18 protein-coding genes are annotated in these 14,063 nt (G+C 62.8%); 11 read left to right on the top strand and 7 right to left on the bottom strand.

From position 1 onward, the window contains the following. Positions 1-2 precede the first annotated feature (2 nt). Entirely contained in the window at positions 3-620 is a 618-nt protein-coding gene (locus tag LB552_RS09195; RefSeq protein WP_095766446.1) for a hypothetical protein, read from the top strand. On the opposite strand, the gene LB552_RS09190 is transcribed toward LB552_RS09195, so the two are convergent. After that, a complete protein-coding gene (locus tag LB552_RS09190) occupies positions 610-1,545 on the bottom strand; it encodes a metallophosphoesterase family protein (protein ID WP_224603604.1) in 936 nt (311 codons plus the stop codon). The two genes, LB552_RS09195 and LB552_RS09190, sit on opposite strands and share 11 nt — an antisense overlap. Positions 1,546-1,709: 164 nt before the next feature. Here LB552_RS09190 and LB552_RS09185 point away from each other — a divergent pair, with 164 nt between their 5' ends. Then, positions 1,710-2,213, top strand: coding sequence for an NUDIX domain-containing protein (locus LB552_RS09185; RefSeq protein WP_095766444.1), 504 nt, complete (start codon positions 1,710-1,712; stop codon positions 2,211-2,213). On the opposite strand, the gene LB552_RS09180 is transcribed toward LB552_RS09185, so the two are convergent. Next, positions 2,214-3,200 (bottom strand): glutathione S-transferase family protein, encoded by a 987-nt coding sequence (locus LB552_RS09180; RefSeq protein ID WP_224603602.1) that lies wholly within the window; start codon positions 3,198-3,200, stop codon positions 2,214-2,216. Beyond that, a complete protein-coding gene (locus LB552_RS09175; protein ID WP_181174696.1) occupies positions 3,184-3,405 on the bottom strand; it encodes a hypothetical protein in 222 nt (73 codons plus the stop codon). Before LB552_RS09175 ends, LB552_RS09180 begins: the two co-directional genes overlap by 17 nt. Positions 3,406-3,526: 121 nt before the next feature. Here LB552_RS09175 and LB552_RS09170 point away from each other — a divergent pair, with 121 nt between their 5' ends. The 6 genes from LB552_RS09170 to LB552_RS09145 all read left to right on the top strand — a co-directional run bounded on the left by LB552_RS09170 (position 3,527) and on the right by LB552_RS09145 (position 8,271). Next, on the top strand, positions 3,527-4,132 hold the full coding sequence (locus LB552_RS09170) for a GNAT family N-acetyltransferase (RefSeq protein WP_224604230.1): 606 nt from the start codon (positions 3,527-3,529) through the stop codon (positions 4,130-4,132). 26 nt (positions 4,133-4,158) lie between these two features. Further along, positions 4,159-4,920 carry a 3-hydroxyacyl-CoA dehydrogenase gene (locus LB552_RS09165; protein ID WP_224604227.1) on the top strand — a complete coding sequence of 254 codons (762 nt, stop codon included), beginning with the start codon at positions 4,159-4,161 and terminating at the stop codon, positions 4,918-4,920. Between the two features lie 6 nt (positions 4,921-4,926). Next, positions 4,927-6,114, top strand: coding sequence for a CaiB/BaiF CoA transferase family protein (locus LB552_RS09160; RefSeq protein ID WP_224604224.1), 1,188 nt, complete (start codon positions 4,927-4,929; stop codon positions 6,112-6,114). Between the two features lie 36 nt (positions 6,115-6,150). Further along, a complete protein-coding gene (locus LB552_RS09155) occupies positions 6,151-6,921 on the top strand; it encodes a HugZ family protein (RefSeq protein WP_224604221.1) in 771 nt (256 codons plus the stop codon). 158 nt (positions 6,922-7,079) lie between these two features. Beyond that, on the top strand, positions 7,080-7,418 hold the full coding sequence (locus tag LB552_RS09150; protein WP_095766438.1) for an ArsR/SmtB family transcription factor: 339 nt from the start codon (positions 7,080-7,082) through the stop codon (positions 7,416-7,418). 55 nt (positions 7,419-7,473) lie between these two features. Beyond that, on the top strand, positions 7,474-8,271 hold the full coding sequence (locus LB552_RS09145; protein WP_224604218.1) for a TrmH family RNA methyltransferase: 798 nt from the start codon (positions 7,474-7,476) through the stop codon (positions 8,269-8,271). Between the two features lie 180 nt (positions 8,272-8,451). Here the strand turns inward: LB552_RS09145 and LB552_RS09140 are convergent, their stop codons facing one another. Next, positions 8,452-9,594 (bottom strand): hypothetical protein, encoded by a 1,143-nt coding sequence (locus LB552_RS09140; protein WP_224604216.1) that lies wholly within the window; start codon positions 9,592-9,594, stop codon positions 8,452-8,454. Between the two features lie 134 nt (positions 9,595-9,728). After that, positions 9,729-10,265, bottom strand: a complete 537-nt coding sequence (locus LB552_RS09135; protein WP_224514585.1) for a DUF1134 domain-containing protein — start codon at positions 10,263-10,265, stop codon at positions 9,729-9,731. Between the two features lie 382 nt (positions 10,266-10,647). On the opposite strand from LB552_RS09135, the gene chpT reads away from it, so the two are divergent. Both chpT and LB552_RS09125 read left to right on the top strand, forming a co-directional pair. Beyond that, the gene (chpT, locus tag LB552_RS09130; protein ID WP_095766435.1) at positions 10,648-11,277 is read left to right on the top strand and encodes a histidine phosphotransferase ChpT; all 630 of its coding nucleotides are present in this window, start codon (positions 10,648-10,650) and stop codon (positions 11,275-11,277) included. A 221-nt stretch (positions 11,278-11,498) separates the two neighbouring features. Next, complete coding sequence (locus tag LB552_RS09125; RefSeq protein ID WP_224524466.1) at positions 11,499-11,867, top strand: response regulator; 369 nt, start codon at positions 11,499-11,501, stop codon at positions 11,865-11,867. Positions 11,868-11,996: 129 nt separating this feature from the next. Here LB552_RS09125 and ctrA read toward each other — a convergent pair whose 3' ends face one another. Next, positions 11,997-12,692 carry a response regulator transcription factor CtrA gene (gene ctrA / locus LB552_RS09120; protein ID WP_006203583.1) on the bottom strand — a complete coding sequence of 232 codons (696 nt, stop codon included), beginning with the start codon at positions 12,690-12,692 and terminating at the stop codon, positions 11,997-11,999. A 449-nt stretch (positions 12,693-13,141) separates the two neighbouring features. On the opposite strand from ctrA, the gene LB552_RS09115 reads away from it, so the two are divergent. Further along, complete coding sequence (locus LB552_RS09115) at positions 13,142-13,519, top strand: flagellar export protein FliJ (protein WP_040989842.1); 378 nt, start codon at positions 13,142-13,144, stop codon at positions 13,517-13,519. 81 nt (positions 13,520-13,600) lie between these two features. On the opposite strand, the gene LB552_RS09110 is transcribed toward LB552_RS09115, so the two are convergent. Continuing rightward, complete coding sequence (locus LB552_RS09110; RefSeq protein WP_140838824.1) at positions 13,601-14,002, bottom strand: winged helix-turn-helix transcriptional regulator; 402 nt, start codon at positions 14,000-14,002, stop codon at positions 13,601-13,603. Positions 14,003-14,063 lie beyond the last annotated feature (61 nt).

Raw genomic sequence — 14,063 nt, 5'->3', positions numbered from 1 at the left:
CCATGACGGATGCAGGCGACAAAATCACCCCGATCGAACCGTCGCGAAAGCTCGCCGATGCCGTACGCGACGTCAAGAACGCCTTTGCCGACCGCGATGACGTGGTCGTCGACATGCGCGAGGCGCACCGCATGCGGCTCGATCTTCTGGCGAGCGAGCTTGCCCCGGTCTTTGCCGATGTCCCGGCCGACATGGACAGCTTCGACTTCGCCGTCTCGTCCGGCCTGCAGCCGCGGCTATGGATCGATGCGGTGAGCCATGTCGCCATGGGACGCGACCGCCGCACCTATCGCTTCCTCAGGGATACGCGCGTCGGCCGCGTGGTGCTGGCCGAATCGACCGAGATGAAAGCCGTTGCCGATGCGGTGATGCGCTACGTGGCCGAGCGTGTCGTCGAGCGGCAGCGCATGATGGAAGGGAGCGTGGAGAGCGCCGTTCGCGGCCTGCATCGCCCCGTGGTCCAGGAAGCGGAGCCGCCCATCCGATCCGAAAGCGGCCGCAATGGCTGGACGACCTTCTTCGCCGGCCTCGGCCTGATCGCCGCAGGCGCCCTTGTCGGCCTGGCGGTTTCGCTGGCGTTGTTTTGGGACCGCATCATGCAGATGAAGATCAGCTTCTGACGAGCTGGCGCGCCGTGCCGGCGGGCACATCGAGGTCGATGGCCTGCAGGTCGGCAGGCGGCAGGGCTGGTCCCGTCAGGCCGCGCCGGATCAGGCGAAGACGCCAGTCGCCCTTTTCACCGTCGATTTCGAAGATGTTGTATTGCGCCGGCGGGTGTTTGCCGCCGGGCGCCTGGCCCGCGGCGGCAACCCCGACCACGGGCACCTTGGCGCCCCGTGCGCCGATGGTGAACAGTGACGGCAGATGCGAATGCCCGTGCAGGACGAGTTCAGCGCCATGACGGCGAATGACCTTGTGAAAGCGAGTGATGCCGAACAGCCGCTTATGCTGCGGGACGGCACCGCGCACCGGAGGATGGTGGATCATGATGGCGCGGAACAGCCCTTGCTCCGCGGCATCGTCGAGGATCTTGGCGAGCCGCTCGGCCTGCCCTTCCATGAAGAAGCCGTTGGCCATGAAGGGCGCGGTGGCGCGCGCCGTGGTGACGCCGATCAGCGCTACATTGCCGCGCACACGCAGATACGGAAAGGAATTGCGGTCGACCGGGCTATTGACGCCGTCGCCCGTCATCCAGGGAGCCCACGACCGGCAGACCTTGTCGAAGGCGCCCGGCACATAGGCGTCGTGATTGCCGGGGACCACGGAAACGTCATTTGGCGATCCAAGCGTCTCCAGCCAGTGCTTGGCCATCTCGATCTCGCCATCGAGCGCCAGGTTGACGAGGTCGCCCGTGACGGCCAGGTGATCGGGCGCGCCGGCCTTGATGTCGGCGACGATGGTGTCGATCACCGAGTCATGCATATGGCGGCGGCGATTGCGCTGCCAGTTGACGTAGCCCAGCACGCGCTTGGAAGCGAGGTCGCGATAGGTTACATCGGGCAGCGGTCCCAGATGAGCATCGGAAATATGCGCGAGCCTGAACATGGCCCCTTCTTAAGCGACGCCGACGAGGCTTTCCACTCACCGTTTGCTGTTCGCCCAAGCAAGTTCCGCAAAAGTGTCCCACGGTTTTGCGGCCAGAACCTGCGAAAAACAAGGAAAGCCAGGCAGATGTTCGTGGGGCAACCCATCTGCTTGGGGATCGTTGAATGAACCGCCCGGCCGATCCTGACGCGGCATTCCGCCAGACCGGCTGGCCGGGGTTGCGGGCAAGGCTGTTCCATTTCTACTTCCTGCTGCGCCGCCCGATGACGCTTGGCGTGCGCGGGCTGGTCTATGACCGTGCCTCCAACTCAGTCTTCCTGATCCGCCACACCTATGTTCCCGGTTGGCAATTGCCGGGCGGCGGCGTCGAGGTGGGCGAGACCCTTGAGGAAGCGCTGGCGCGCGAACTGGCCGAGGAAGGCAACATCGCTCTGACTGCGCCGCCGGTGCTGAAGTCGATGCATTTCAACCATCGCCCCAGCAAGCGCGACCATGTCGGCCTTTATCTGATCGAAGCCTTCTACCAGACGGCGCCGAAACTGCCTGACCACGAGATCGCCGAAGCGGGTTTCTTTCCGCTCGACCGCCTGCCGGAGGGCACGACGCCGGCGACGCTGCAGCGGATAGCGGAGATTTTTGGCGGCGAGCGTAACTCGGCTTACTGGTAATCAAGCCGCCTTCCTGAACCTGTTCCGGTCATGCGGCGCGGCATAATCAAGCTCCGGCCCTGCCGGAATGATCCCCGTCGGGTTGATCGATCTGTGGCTGCCGTAATAATGCGCCTTGATGTGATGCAGGCTGACCGTGCCCGCGACGCCGGGCACCTGATAGAGATCGCGCAAATAGTTCGACAGGTTCGGATAGTCGGCGATGCGGCGCAAATTGCATTTGAAGTGGCCGACATAGACCGGATCGAAACGAACCAGCGTCGTGAACAGCCGCCAGTCGGCCTCGGTGATGCGTTCGCCGGTCAGAAAGCGCTGCTGCGAAAGCCGCTCTTCGATCGTATCAAGCGCTAAGAACAATTCGCCGAACGCTTCCTCATAGGCTTTCTGCGTGGTGGCGAAGCCGGCGCGATAGACGCCGTTGTTGATTGCCGGATAGACCAGCGCATTGATCCTGTCGATCTCCGCGCGTAGCGCCGCCGGATAGAAGTCGAGACCGGCGTCGCCCCATTCGTCGAAGGCGGAATTGAGCATGCGGATGATCTCGGAGGACTCATTGTTGACGATGGTCTCTTGCCTTTTGTCCCACAGCACCGGCACCGTCACGCGGCCTGAATATGCCGGATCGGCCTTGGCATAGACCTGGTGCAGAAAATCGAGGCCGTAGAGCGTGTCGCCCGTGGCGCCGTCCTCAGCTTTGAAGGTCCAGCCGTTCTCCCCCATGAAATGGTGCACCACGGAGACGGAGATGATGCCCTCCAGCTTCTTCAGGACGCGAAAGATCAGTGTGCGATGCGCCCATGGGCAGGCGAGCGACACATAGAGGTGATAACGGCCGGGTTCCGCCTTGAAGCCGCGCGTGCGCCCTTGCGCCGGCACGCCGTCGCGCGTGATCCAGTCGCGCCATTGCGATTCCGTTCGCACGAACCGGCCGCCGCTGTCGGTGTTGGGCGCGCGATCCTGCCATCTGCCTTCAATCAGCAATCCCATGCGAAAAATCTCCCTGCGGCTCGATATTATCTAGGTTGATGACCGGGCTGGCGAAGCCCTCAGCGGATGAACAGTTCGTCAAACGACGAACCAGTTCGTCAAATGACCAACCGCTCCGGGGACGGATAAGTTCGTCATGGACGCAAAGAAAGCCTGAAAGCACCGATTGCAGCGGCCCAAAATTGATGCTAGCGGAGGCGCCCATGTTCGACTTTGCCTCGATCCGGTTCGACCGACGACGAAAGGGCGCCCGCGCTTAAGAAGCGTTGACTGGCGAACGCTGCCGCTTTGCAGCAGACCTTCCTCGATACCGGAACGCAAAGACCATGAGCCTTGCCGACGTGAAATACCTGCCGGAGACTCCGGCGCATGACCCTGAAATCGAAGCCATCAACGACGAGGCCTTCGGTCCGGGTCGTTTCGTGCTTGCCGCCTACAAGATCCGCGAGTCGGGAGGACATGACCGCTCGATGTCCTTCGTCGCCGTCAAGGACGGCACGGTCATCGCTTCGGTGCGCATGACGCGCGTGGCAGCGGGCGCCGGACGCGCTATGATGCTCGGCCCGCTTGCGGTGCGCCCTGCCTACAAGAATCTCGGCATCGGCCGCAAGCTGGTCGCGATCGCGCTGGAGGCGGCCAGGACGGCCGGCGCGCCCGCCGTTATCCTGGTTGGCGACGAGCCATACTACGGACCGCTTGGCTTCAAGCGCTTTCCGCGCGGGCAGATCACCATGCCGCGCCCGGTCGATCTCGACCGGTTGCTGCATCACGAGATCAAGCCGGGCGCCGTCGCCCGCTTTACCGGCGAGGTCTGCCACGCCAACATGACAAGGGTTGCGGAACTTGTCCCGGCCCTGGCGCGGTCGGCCGCTACCGGGCAGGCATCTGTCGACCCGCCTGTTGCTGTTGCGCCTCCTTTGCGCGCTTCGTAGCATAATCCGGTCGCTGGGAGGCCTGCATGAACCCGAACGGCCAGATCGCGATCGTCACCGGCGGCGGGTCGGGCCTTGGCGAGGCGACGGCGCGCGCCTTGGCGGCCAGGGGCGCCCGCGTCGCCATCCTCGACGTGGGCATCGAGCGCGCGGCGAAAGTCGCGGCCGACATCGGCGGCGTTGCCGTCCAATGCGATGTCGGCAGTGGCGACAGCGCCACGGCCGCGATCGCCGAAGTGGCTGAAAAGCTTGGGCAGCCGCGCATCCTGGTCAATTGCGCCGGCATTGCCATCGGCATGAAGACGATCGGCAAGGAGGGACCGCATCCGCTCGACCAGTACCGCAAGGTGATCGAGATCAACCTCATCGGCACCTTCAACATGATCCGCCTCGTTGCCGACCGGGCGGCGAAACTCGACCCGCTCGCCGGCGGCGAGCGCGGCGTCATCGTCAATACCGCCTCCGTCGCCGCCTATGACGGCCAGATCGGGCAGGCCGCCTATGCGGCCTCCAAGGGCGGCGTCGTCGGCATGACGCTGCCTGTGGCCCGCGACCTGGCGCGATCCGGCATTCGCGTCTGCACCATCGCGCCCGGCATCTTCAAGACGCCGATGATGGCCGGCATGCCGCAGGAAGTGCAGGATTCGCTCGGCGCTTCCGTGCCCTTCCCGCCGCGGCTCGGCGAGCCGTCCGAATATGCGTCGCTTGCGCTCCACATCGTCGAGAACCAGATGCTGAACGGCGAGACCATCCGCCTCGACGGCGCTATCCGCATGGCGCCGAAATAAGCGGGGATGTCTGGCTCGCCGACAGGCGCCGGTGCTTCCACCGGAAAGACCGGGCCGCTCGCCGGCCTGAAAGTGATCGAAATGGCCGGGCTTGGTCCGGTGCCGCTTGCCGCCCTGATGCTGTCCGAAATGGGCGCCGAGGTGCTGCGCGTCGAACGTGCCGATGCCGGTCAGCCGCTTCTGAGCCTGCCCGAACAATACGATCTCGACCGCCACGGCCGTTCCATTCTCAAGCTCGACCTGAAGAGCCAGGCGGGCGCCGACCTGCTGCTGTGCCTTGTGGCAGGGGCCGACGTGCTTGTCGAAGGCTTTCGCCCCGGCGTGATGGAACGGCTCGGCCTCGGGCCGGATGCCGTTCTGCAGCGCAATCCGGCGCTGATCTATGGCCGCTTGACCGGATTCGGACAGGACGGGCCGCTGTCCGGGCGAGCCGGGCACGACATCACCTATCTCGCCTATGCGGGCCTCTTGCATGCGATCGGCAGGCAGGACGCGCCGCCGGTGCCACCGCTCAACCTCGTCGCGGATCAAGGCGGCGGCGCCATGATGCTGATCGCCGGCGTGCTCGCCGCTCTTTTCCAGCGCTCGCGCAGCGGAAAGGGCCAGGTGGTCGATGCCTCGATGATCGAGGGAGCCTCGATGCTCGCCGCACCCATCCACGCCTACATGGCGGCGGGTCTCTGGAGCGACAGGCGCGGCGACAACCTGCTCGATTCCGGCGCGCCTTTCTACGATACGTATGAGACGGCTGACGCAAGGCACATTGCCGTCGGCTGCCTCGAGCCGCGCTTCTTCGCCGAATTCGCCAGGCTGCTGTCTCTCGACGAGCATTTTGTCGGCAGCCAGTTCGACAAGTCGTCGTGGCCCGCAATGCGCGCCGCCATTGCCGGCCGGATCAAGCAGAAGACGCGCGACGAATGGGCCACGCTTTTCGCCGTGACCGACGCTTGCGTGGCGCCCGTGCTGTCCCTGGTCGAAGCCAGGAACCATCCGCACAACCGCGCCAGGAAAAGCTTTGTGAAGTCCGGCGAGCTCGACCGCCCGGCGCCGGCGCCGCGTTTCTCGCAAAACCCGCAGACGCTTGCCGCGGCGCCGGACGTCGCCGATCGCGACCCTGCGGACATATTGAGCCGTTTTGGGTTGAACGAAGACGAAATCGCAGCCCTTGCAAAGGCGGGTGTACTCGGCCGATAACCGGAGAACAGAAATCAACTTATCTCGGGTGAACCTGTGACCGAACCGAAAAAGGACGTCATTCGCGAGACCGACGCCGAGGCGATCAGGCTCGCGAAAACCCTGATCCGCGCAGCACGTTTCGGCGCGCTCGCGGTGATCGAGCCTGGCACCGGCGCGCCGCTGGCAAGCAGGGTTGGCGTCGCCACCGACATCGACGGCACGCCCCTGATCCTGATCTCGATGCTGTCCGCGCATACCGGTGCGTTGCTCGCGGATCCGCGCTGCTCGCTGCTGCTTGGCGAACCCGGCAAGGGCGATCCGCTGGCGCATCCGCGCATCAGCCTGGCATGCCGGGCCCTGCGGCTGGAACGGGGATCTGCCGATCAGATCCGAGCCGAACGCCGCTATCTCAACCGCAATCCGAAGGCGAAGCTCTATGCCGGGCTCGGCGACTTCTCGTTCTTCCGGCTCGAGCCCGAGCGCACCAGCCTGAATGGCGGCTTCGGCAAGGCCTTTCTTCTCGACCGTGATGATTTCATCACCGATCCCGCCCTTATCGAGGAGTTCGCCGGCAGCGAGCAGGCCGCACTCGATCACATGAATACCGACCATCGCGACGCGCTTGCCCTTTACGCCCGTCATTTCGGCCGCGCCGAAGGCGACGGCTGGATCGTCACCGGTTTCGACCCTGATGGCATGGATCTCGCCGCCCCCGATGCGACCTGCAGGATTTTCTTTCCCCAGCCTTTGCAAAGCGCGCGCGAATTGCGTTCGGTGCTTGTCGAGATGGCCAGGGCGGGACGCGCGGCCGAGCAAGAGCGATAGTTGATCGCGCGCCGGCAAAAGCAACGCTTGAGATTTAGATGAAATGATCTACCTTTGTAGTGGCGCTGATTCAGCAGCGCCTAGCGACATCTGAACATCGTGGAATCAGGCGCCATTGCCCCCTGGCGTCTGGATGAGCCAGGACCCTTGGGGGATCTATGATCTCAAATAAGCTAATCGCCAATGCGGAATCGGCGGCCGCCTTTCTCACGCTCATGGGCAACGAAAAGCGCTTGCTGATCATGGCTCACCTGATCGACGATGAAATGTCGGTCGGCGCCATCGCCGAGAAGGTGCAACTCAGCCAGTCCGCGCTGTCGCAGCATCTCGCTAAGCTGAGGGCGCTCGATCTCGTCGAGACCCGGCGCGACCGCCAGATGATTTACTATTCCTGCAAATCCGAGGCGGTGCGCGAATTGCTGCGCATGCTGGAAGGCATTTTCGGCGACGGCGACCTTTCACAGATGGCCTATCGGTTGCGCCGCGCCGGGGCTTGACCCGCGCCATCCAAAGCCCCTTATCTCGCTGGCAATTTTTGCCGGCGAGATTTGGATGAATCTCATCCCCATCGACGATCCTCGGGACCCGCGCGTCGCCGCCTATCTCGACATCCGCGAGCGCGACCTTGTCGGCCGGCATGGCCGCTTCGTCGCCGAAGGCAAGGTCGTGCTGGACCTTCTTCTGTCGAGCGGACGCTTCGCCGCCGAGTCTGCCCTCATCCTCGAAAACAGGCTGGCTGGCGTGCAGGACATCTTGCGCAAGGCGCCCGCGGGTTTTCCGGTCCATGTTGCCGCCGGCGAGGTCATGGACCGGATCGCCGGCTTCCACATGCACCGCGGCATCCTGGCGATCGGCTTGCGCGGCGATCCGGCGCCCGCCGAGATCCTGGTGGAAACCTTGCCCCGGCGCGCCTTGGTCGTCGTCCTGGTCGGCATATCCAATCACGATAATATGGGCGCGATCTTCCGCAATGCGGCGGCCTTCGGCGCCGACGCGGTGCTGCTCGACCAGACGTGCTGCGATCCGCTCTACCGCAAGGCAATCCGTGTTTCCGTCGGTGCGGCGCTGAAGGTTCCCTTTGCGTTATTCGGCGACACCGGAACATTCACCGCGACACTCGATCGGCTTGGCTTCGCCCAGTTCGCGCTATCGCCAAGCGGCATTACCGACATCCGGGCCGCGCCACATTCGGCCAGGCTGGCACTCTATCTCGGCACCGAAGGCGAAGGCCTGCCGCAAGACCTGCTTGCCCGGTTGCACACGGTGCGGATCGGCATGGCGGAAGGTTTCGACAGCCTGAACGTCGCCGCCGCGTCGGCAATAGCCCTGCATCACTTTTCAAACCGCTAGCGGTCCCGACCTGGGAGCCCGAACAGCTGCAACGCTTTGAGGTGTGTTGAGATTCAGGTCAGGCCGAGTCGAAAATGGTGGCTTCCGAGAACCGGAGCGGAGCGTACTTAAAGTACGTGAGCACCGGAAGCGCAGGAAGCCGGCATTTGCAGGCCGGCCTCACCTGAATACCAACACACCTCAGTTGGACGGGCCGGCCTTCTGCAACGCCCTCACGCGATCGGCAAGGCTGACGCCGCGCCCATTCTGCTGCCCCTCGCCCGCCAGGGCTTTGGCGATAGGCGAGTCCGGCCCATCGAGCTTCATCGTCAGATTGACCACCTCGGCTGCCAGCTCGTTCATTTGTTCGCGGAGGCCGGCACCGGAGCGTGCGTCGCCCGCCGATTCGGGCATTGCCGCCCCCGACGCGGCGGCAAGATCGGTCTTCAGCCGCTTGTTCTCACGCGCCAGCGCTGTCAGCCTCGCCTCCAGCCGTTCCCGATCGCCCTCGAGCCTGGCGATTGCCTTATCGACATCGTCGCCTTTCGCGTCCGTTCCGGCAGCCAGCCGCGCAACGCCGTTTGCAGCGCTCTCCTTCGAACGTTCGCGCATTCGGGCGAGGTCCTTCTCGCGCCGGTCGAGCTTTTCCTCGCGGTCGGCAAGCGTCGCGAGCAGCCGCCCGACCTTCTTGTCGAGCTCGGCCGTTTTCTTCTTCTCCGCCTTCAGCGCTTCTCGGGCGGCCTTGCTTTCCGACGCGACCTCCTGATTGCGTCGGTCCGCCTCCCTGCGCTGACCTTTGAGCAACGCGATGTCACTGGCCAGCTTTTCCAGCTCCGATTCGCGGGCAACCAGCTCGATCTGCCGGTTCGAGGACGAGAAGCTGGCGTCGTCATACATCTGCTCGAGCTTCTGCAGCTCCAGCGCGCGCTTCTCCAACGCCCGCTCCGTCTGCGCGTGCTTCTCCGCCAGGCGGTGCAACTCTTCCTCGCGCTGCCTGAGCTCCGCATTCTTGGCCTGCAGGTCGGAAAGCGCCTGATTCTTGTCCTTTCTTTCAACCGCGAGCCCCTTCAAAGCCTCGTTCGCGCGGCCGATCTCCACCAGTTGCTCAGCGACCTTTTCCTGAAGGTTCTTGACGGTTATCTCCAGCCGGCGCGTCGTCATGGCATATTCCGCCCGCACCCGGTCCTTGTCCGCCTGAATTTCGGCCGGCGTCAGCGGCAGCGAAGCCTCGAGGCGCCTGCGCGTCAGGACAACGGCCCGCCGCCAGACCGCCGGCGCGACCAGCGACGCCAGAAAAACGGCGCAAAGGAAACCGAGTACGAAGAACAGAACCGACTGGACCAAGGCGTGCTATCCACTTTACGGCGCGGCAATCGCTGGATCGTGCCAGCTTGGCATGGCGGAAATTCAACGCGGCGGCAAGAGCTTGCCGCGGCGCGATCAGCACTGTCCGAGCGATCGTAGCGAGCGCAATCCGATCAGAACGGGTTCCAGGTCGGCCTTTCGGTGAGCTTCAGATAGCCGAGATTGACTCCCAGACGCGCGCCGACGCCGGTGCGGATCGGCACGAGCAGCACCCGGTTGCTCTGCAGCACGTTGAAGCCGACGCCGGCGATGACATAGGCTGAGCCGGCAACGCCGCCGAAGCGGTTATAAAGGCTGCTGATATCGTCGAGGTTATAGACCAGCATCATCACCCGGGACCCCTCGCCACCGAAATCCCAGCCGAGCGAAGGGCCTTGCCAGAACACCTTATGGTCGCCGGCGTTCTTGGTGTAGAGCGTCCCCTCGCCATAGGTCAGGCCGCCGATCAGGGCGCCGGATCCTTCCTCGCCGAGCAGGTAGCCATTGGGCAGACCGTAGGAGGCGAAGATCTTCTCGACGACGGTGGCCAGACCGCCGGATGTCTCGCCGAAGAATTTATGACCGGAATCGACGATTTCCTGAGCGGTGTACTGCTGAGCCCGCGACGCCGAGGTCGAAAGGACCAAAGCCGCCAGGAGTGTGATGGTCATGGTGAGGACGCGGACGAACGTCCGGTCGTAGTATCGGGAAAACATGCTTCCAATCTCCGTCAGGGAGCACTTTCGCCGACGCCTCGCACCCCTGCGGCTCTTGCCGGCCGTTCGGGGTGGCTATCACGGGCAAATTATGCCGTAATCCTTTTTCAACCATTAAGCTCCCACACGAAGATGGCGGTTCGAAGGCTGCGCTTTTGCCGCTGCGGCGGGTTTCCCCCGCGAAACACACCATTTTCGCCGTCGATGATTTTGGATTTGTTGATGCGCGCTCGGGCCCTGTGTATTCAGAAAGCCTTGGAAAAGAGCGTGATTCGTGTGGGCAGGCGCGAAACCGTCGCTCGGCCATGAACAAATGACTTAAGCAGGGATTTCGCCGATGGCCGAGCTTTTCACCCTTTCCGCGCCAGATCTCGCCGCGCTGCTTTGCAGCCGTGTCTGCCACGACATCATTTCGCCGGTCGGCGCAATCAACAACGGCCTCGAGCTGCTCGACGAAGGCGGCGCCGACGAAGACGCCATGAAACTTATTCGCCAGAGCGCCAAGAACGCTTCGGCGCGATTGCAGTTTGCCCGCATCGCCTTCGGCGCCGCGGGTTCCGCCGGCATGATGATCGACACGGGCGATGCCGAGGCCGTGGCCATCGCCTTCTTGAAGAACGAAAAGCCGGAACTGCTGTGGAACGGCCCCCGTGCGCTGCTTCCTAAGAACAAGGTCAAGCTGCTGCTCAACCTCATTCTCGTCGCCAACGCAGCCATACCGCGGGGCGGCAAGTTGGTGGTCACGCTGGAAAGTCTCGAAACCGAGCCGCGTTTTTCGCTGTCGGCCAGTGGCCCGATGCTGCGCGTGCCGCCGAAATTCCTCGAGCTGCATTCCGGCCACAAGCCGGAGGAGCCGATCGACGCCCATTCGGTCCAGCCCTATTATACGCTGCTTCTGGCGCGCGAGGCCAATATGACGATCTCGATCCACGCGACCGCCGAGGAGATCGTGCTGACGGCAGCCTAAGAAAAACCGAAGTATCTTTTGTTGCTGATATTTTTGCTGGCGGCGCAGATTGAGCAATGCCAGCCGCGATCTATGTAATCGCGCTGCGGGGCCAAGGCCGCCCGATACCGTGTTTGGAAAAACTTTACCTAACGGCTTTTCGGCTTCTTTACCAGATTGGCCTATGGTGGTTTGCGGCCACCCCGAGATTGCGTTCGGCAGATGGCAAAGAGGACCCGGACATGAAGCGCTGCCTGTTCGTCGATGATTCGAGCGTCATCAGGAAGGTCGCAAAACGCATTCTTGGCGGCTCGGATATGATTGTCGTCGAGGCCTCGACCGGAGTCGAGGCGACCGACATTTGCGCCGGCGACATGCCCGATATCATCGTCATCGACGGTGGTCTTGCCGACGTCCCGGCCGTGGACCTTATTCGCCGCATCCGTGCTATCGAAGCGCCCATCAAGCCGCAGATTCTGGTCTCGCTGGTCGAGGTCGACGTCGCGGCGATCATGCGCGCCAAGCGCGCCGGCGCCCAAGGCTATCTGCTGAAGCCCTTCAACCGTGCGCAACTGCTCGAAAGCTTTCGCGTCCTGAAGATAGCCGCCTGATTCGCCGGAACCGTTTTCAAGCAAAAACCCGGCCTGAGCCGGGTTTTCGTTCGAATCACCTGGATCGCTTATGCGCTCAAGCAAAAACCCGGCCTGAGCCGGGTTTTTCGTTCGAATCGCTGAGATCGCTTATGCGCTGACGCGAATATCTTCCGGCTCGCGCAGCACATAGCCGCGGCCCCACACCGTTTCGATGTAGTTCTGACCGCCGGACGCCGCGTCGAGTTTCTTGCGCAGCTTACAGATGAAGACGTCGATGATCTTCAGCTCCGGCTCGTCCATACCGCCATAGAGATGGTTGAGGAACATTTCCTTGGTGAGCGTCGTGCCCTTGCGCAGCGAGAGCAGCTCCAGCATCTGATATTCCTTGCCGGTCAGGTGCACGCGCTGACCGCCGACCTCGACCGTCTTGGCGTCGAGATTGACCACAAGGTCGCCGGTGGTGATGACCGACTGGGCATGCCCCTTGGAGCGGCGCACGATCGCGTGGATGCGCGCCACCAGCTCGTCCTTATGGAAGGGCTTGGTCATATAGTCGTCGGCGCCGAAGCCCAGGCCGCGCACCTTGTCCTCGATGCCGGCCATGCCGGAGAGGATCAGGATCGGCGTCTTGACCTTGGAAAGGCGCAACGTGCGCAGGACTTCATAGCCCGACATATCGGGGAGATTGAGGTCCAGAAGGATGATGTCGTAGTCGTAGAGCTTGCCGAGATCGACGCCTTCTTCGCCGAGATCGGTCGTATAGACGTTGAAGCTCTCCGATTTCAGCATCAGTTCGATGCTCTGTGCGGTTGCACTGTCATCTTCAATCAGCAGAACACGCATTTCATTCCCCTTTTCTGCTGCCGGACCGTGTCACGACCCGTCCGGGACCCGGAGCAGTGATTGCCTGAACAGAAGGTGCCACCGACTGGTTAACAAATCCTAATTTCGTGCCATCCACGATACCAGATTTTTTAACCCCTTTCTACACCCACTTGAATCTAATAACGAATCACAGACCAAAACCGCTAATGCACCACATTAAAAAGTCAGCCTAAGTGACTCCAGGGACTCGCTGGCCCGGGCTTCCCGCCGCCGCCGGAATTTTTACCCGGCCTTAAGTCCTCGCCCGTATGATTAACAATGCCCGTAAACGAATGGTTACCGCCGGCGAAAATCTTTAGGGCTTTGTTTCCTATAGCCCAGGGAAAGCCGGGGGAAACGGGCAGCGCTTAGGTCTTTCCGGGCGGACTGGACGGTATTGCAGGTGTGCGTTTGCGGAGTATCGAGTCATGAAGTCACGTGAAAACCTCGTTCGACTGAAGCAGTTTCAGGTGAATGAGAAGCGGCGGCAGCTCTTGCAGCTGGACATGATGATCGCCGAGTTCGAGCGCATGGCCGTCGAGCTGGAGGCGCAGATCATCGCCGAAGAGAAAAAGGCCGGCATCACCGACATCAACCATTTCGCCTATCCGACCTTCGCCAAGGCGGCTCGCCTGCGCCGCGACAACCTCAGGAATTCACAAAGCGACCTCGCCCAGCAGCGAAGCACTGCCGAATCATTACTCGGCGAAGCTGAAGCGGAGCTGTCCAAGGCGGAGATGCTGGAATCGCGCGACACCAAGATCCGCGAGGCCGAAACGGGCGGCCGCAGCGCCATGATCGGCTGATCGCCGGGCATAGTCGAGTCATGCCGGAGACCTGCCGGCATCCTCAGAGCTGGCAATCGCCAAAAATCGGCCTCGCCGTCTTCACGGCATAGCGGCCTTCTCGCCGTGATCGGCCGATGCCCGGGTTCGGGCATCCTTGATTTCGGATGCATGCTCTTCCGCCCAGGAGCGTATCTGGCTGAGCAATCCCGCAAGGTTCCGCCCAAGCTCCGTCAGTTCGTACTCCACGCGCGGCGGGATCACCGCGAACACCTCGCGCCGCACGAGGCCGTCGCGCTCCAGCACGCGCAGCGTCTGCGTCAGCATTTTGGGAGTGATGCCCTCCAGCTTGCGCGCCAGCTCGCCATTGCGCAGCCGGCCGCTCCGCAGCGCGCAGACGGTGAGATAAACCCATTTGCTCGCGAGCATCTCGAGCACGGTATGCGATGGGCAGGAGCGCCGGAACGCGTCGTAGCCGAAGGGAGATCTGTCTTCGCTATCCATGAGGTGCCTATATATACAAAAGGTACATACTCGACAATCGAATACTACTATCCAAATGATA

This window comes from Mesorhizobium sp. CA7 (genome assembly GCF_020165015.1).
Classification (GTDB): domain Bacteria; phylum Pseudomonadota; class Alphaproteobacteria; order Rhizobiales; family Rhizobiaceae; genus Mesorhizobium.
Note: the sequence above shows the minus strand (reverse complement) of the source record. Positions and strands in the feature narration are given on the sequence as shown.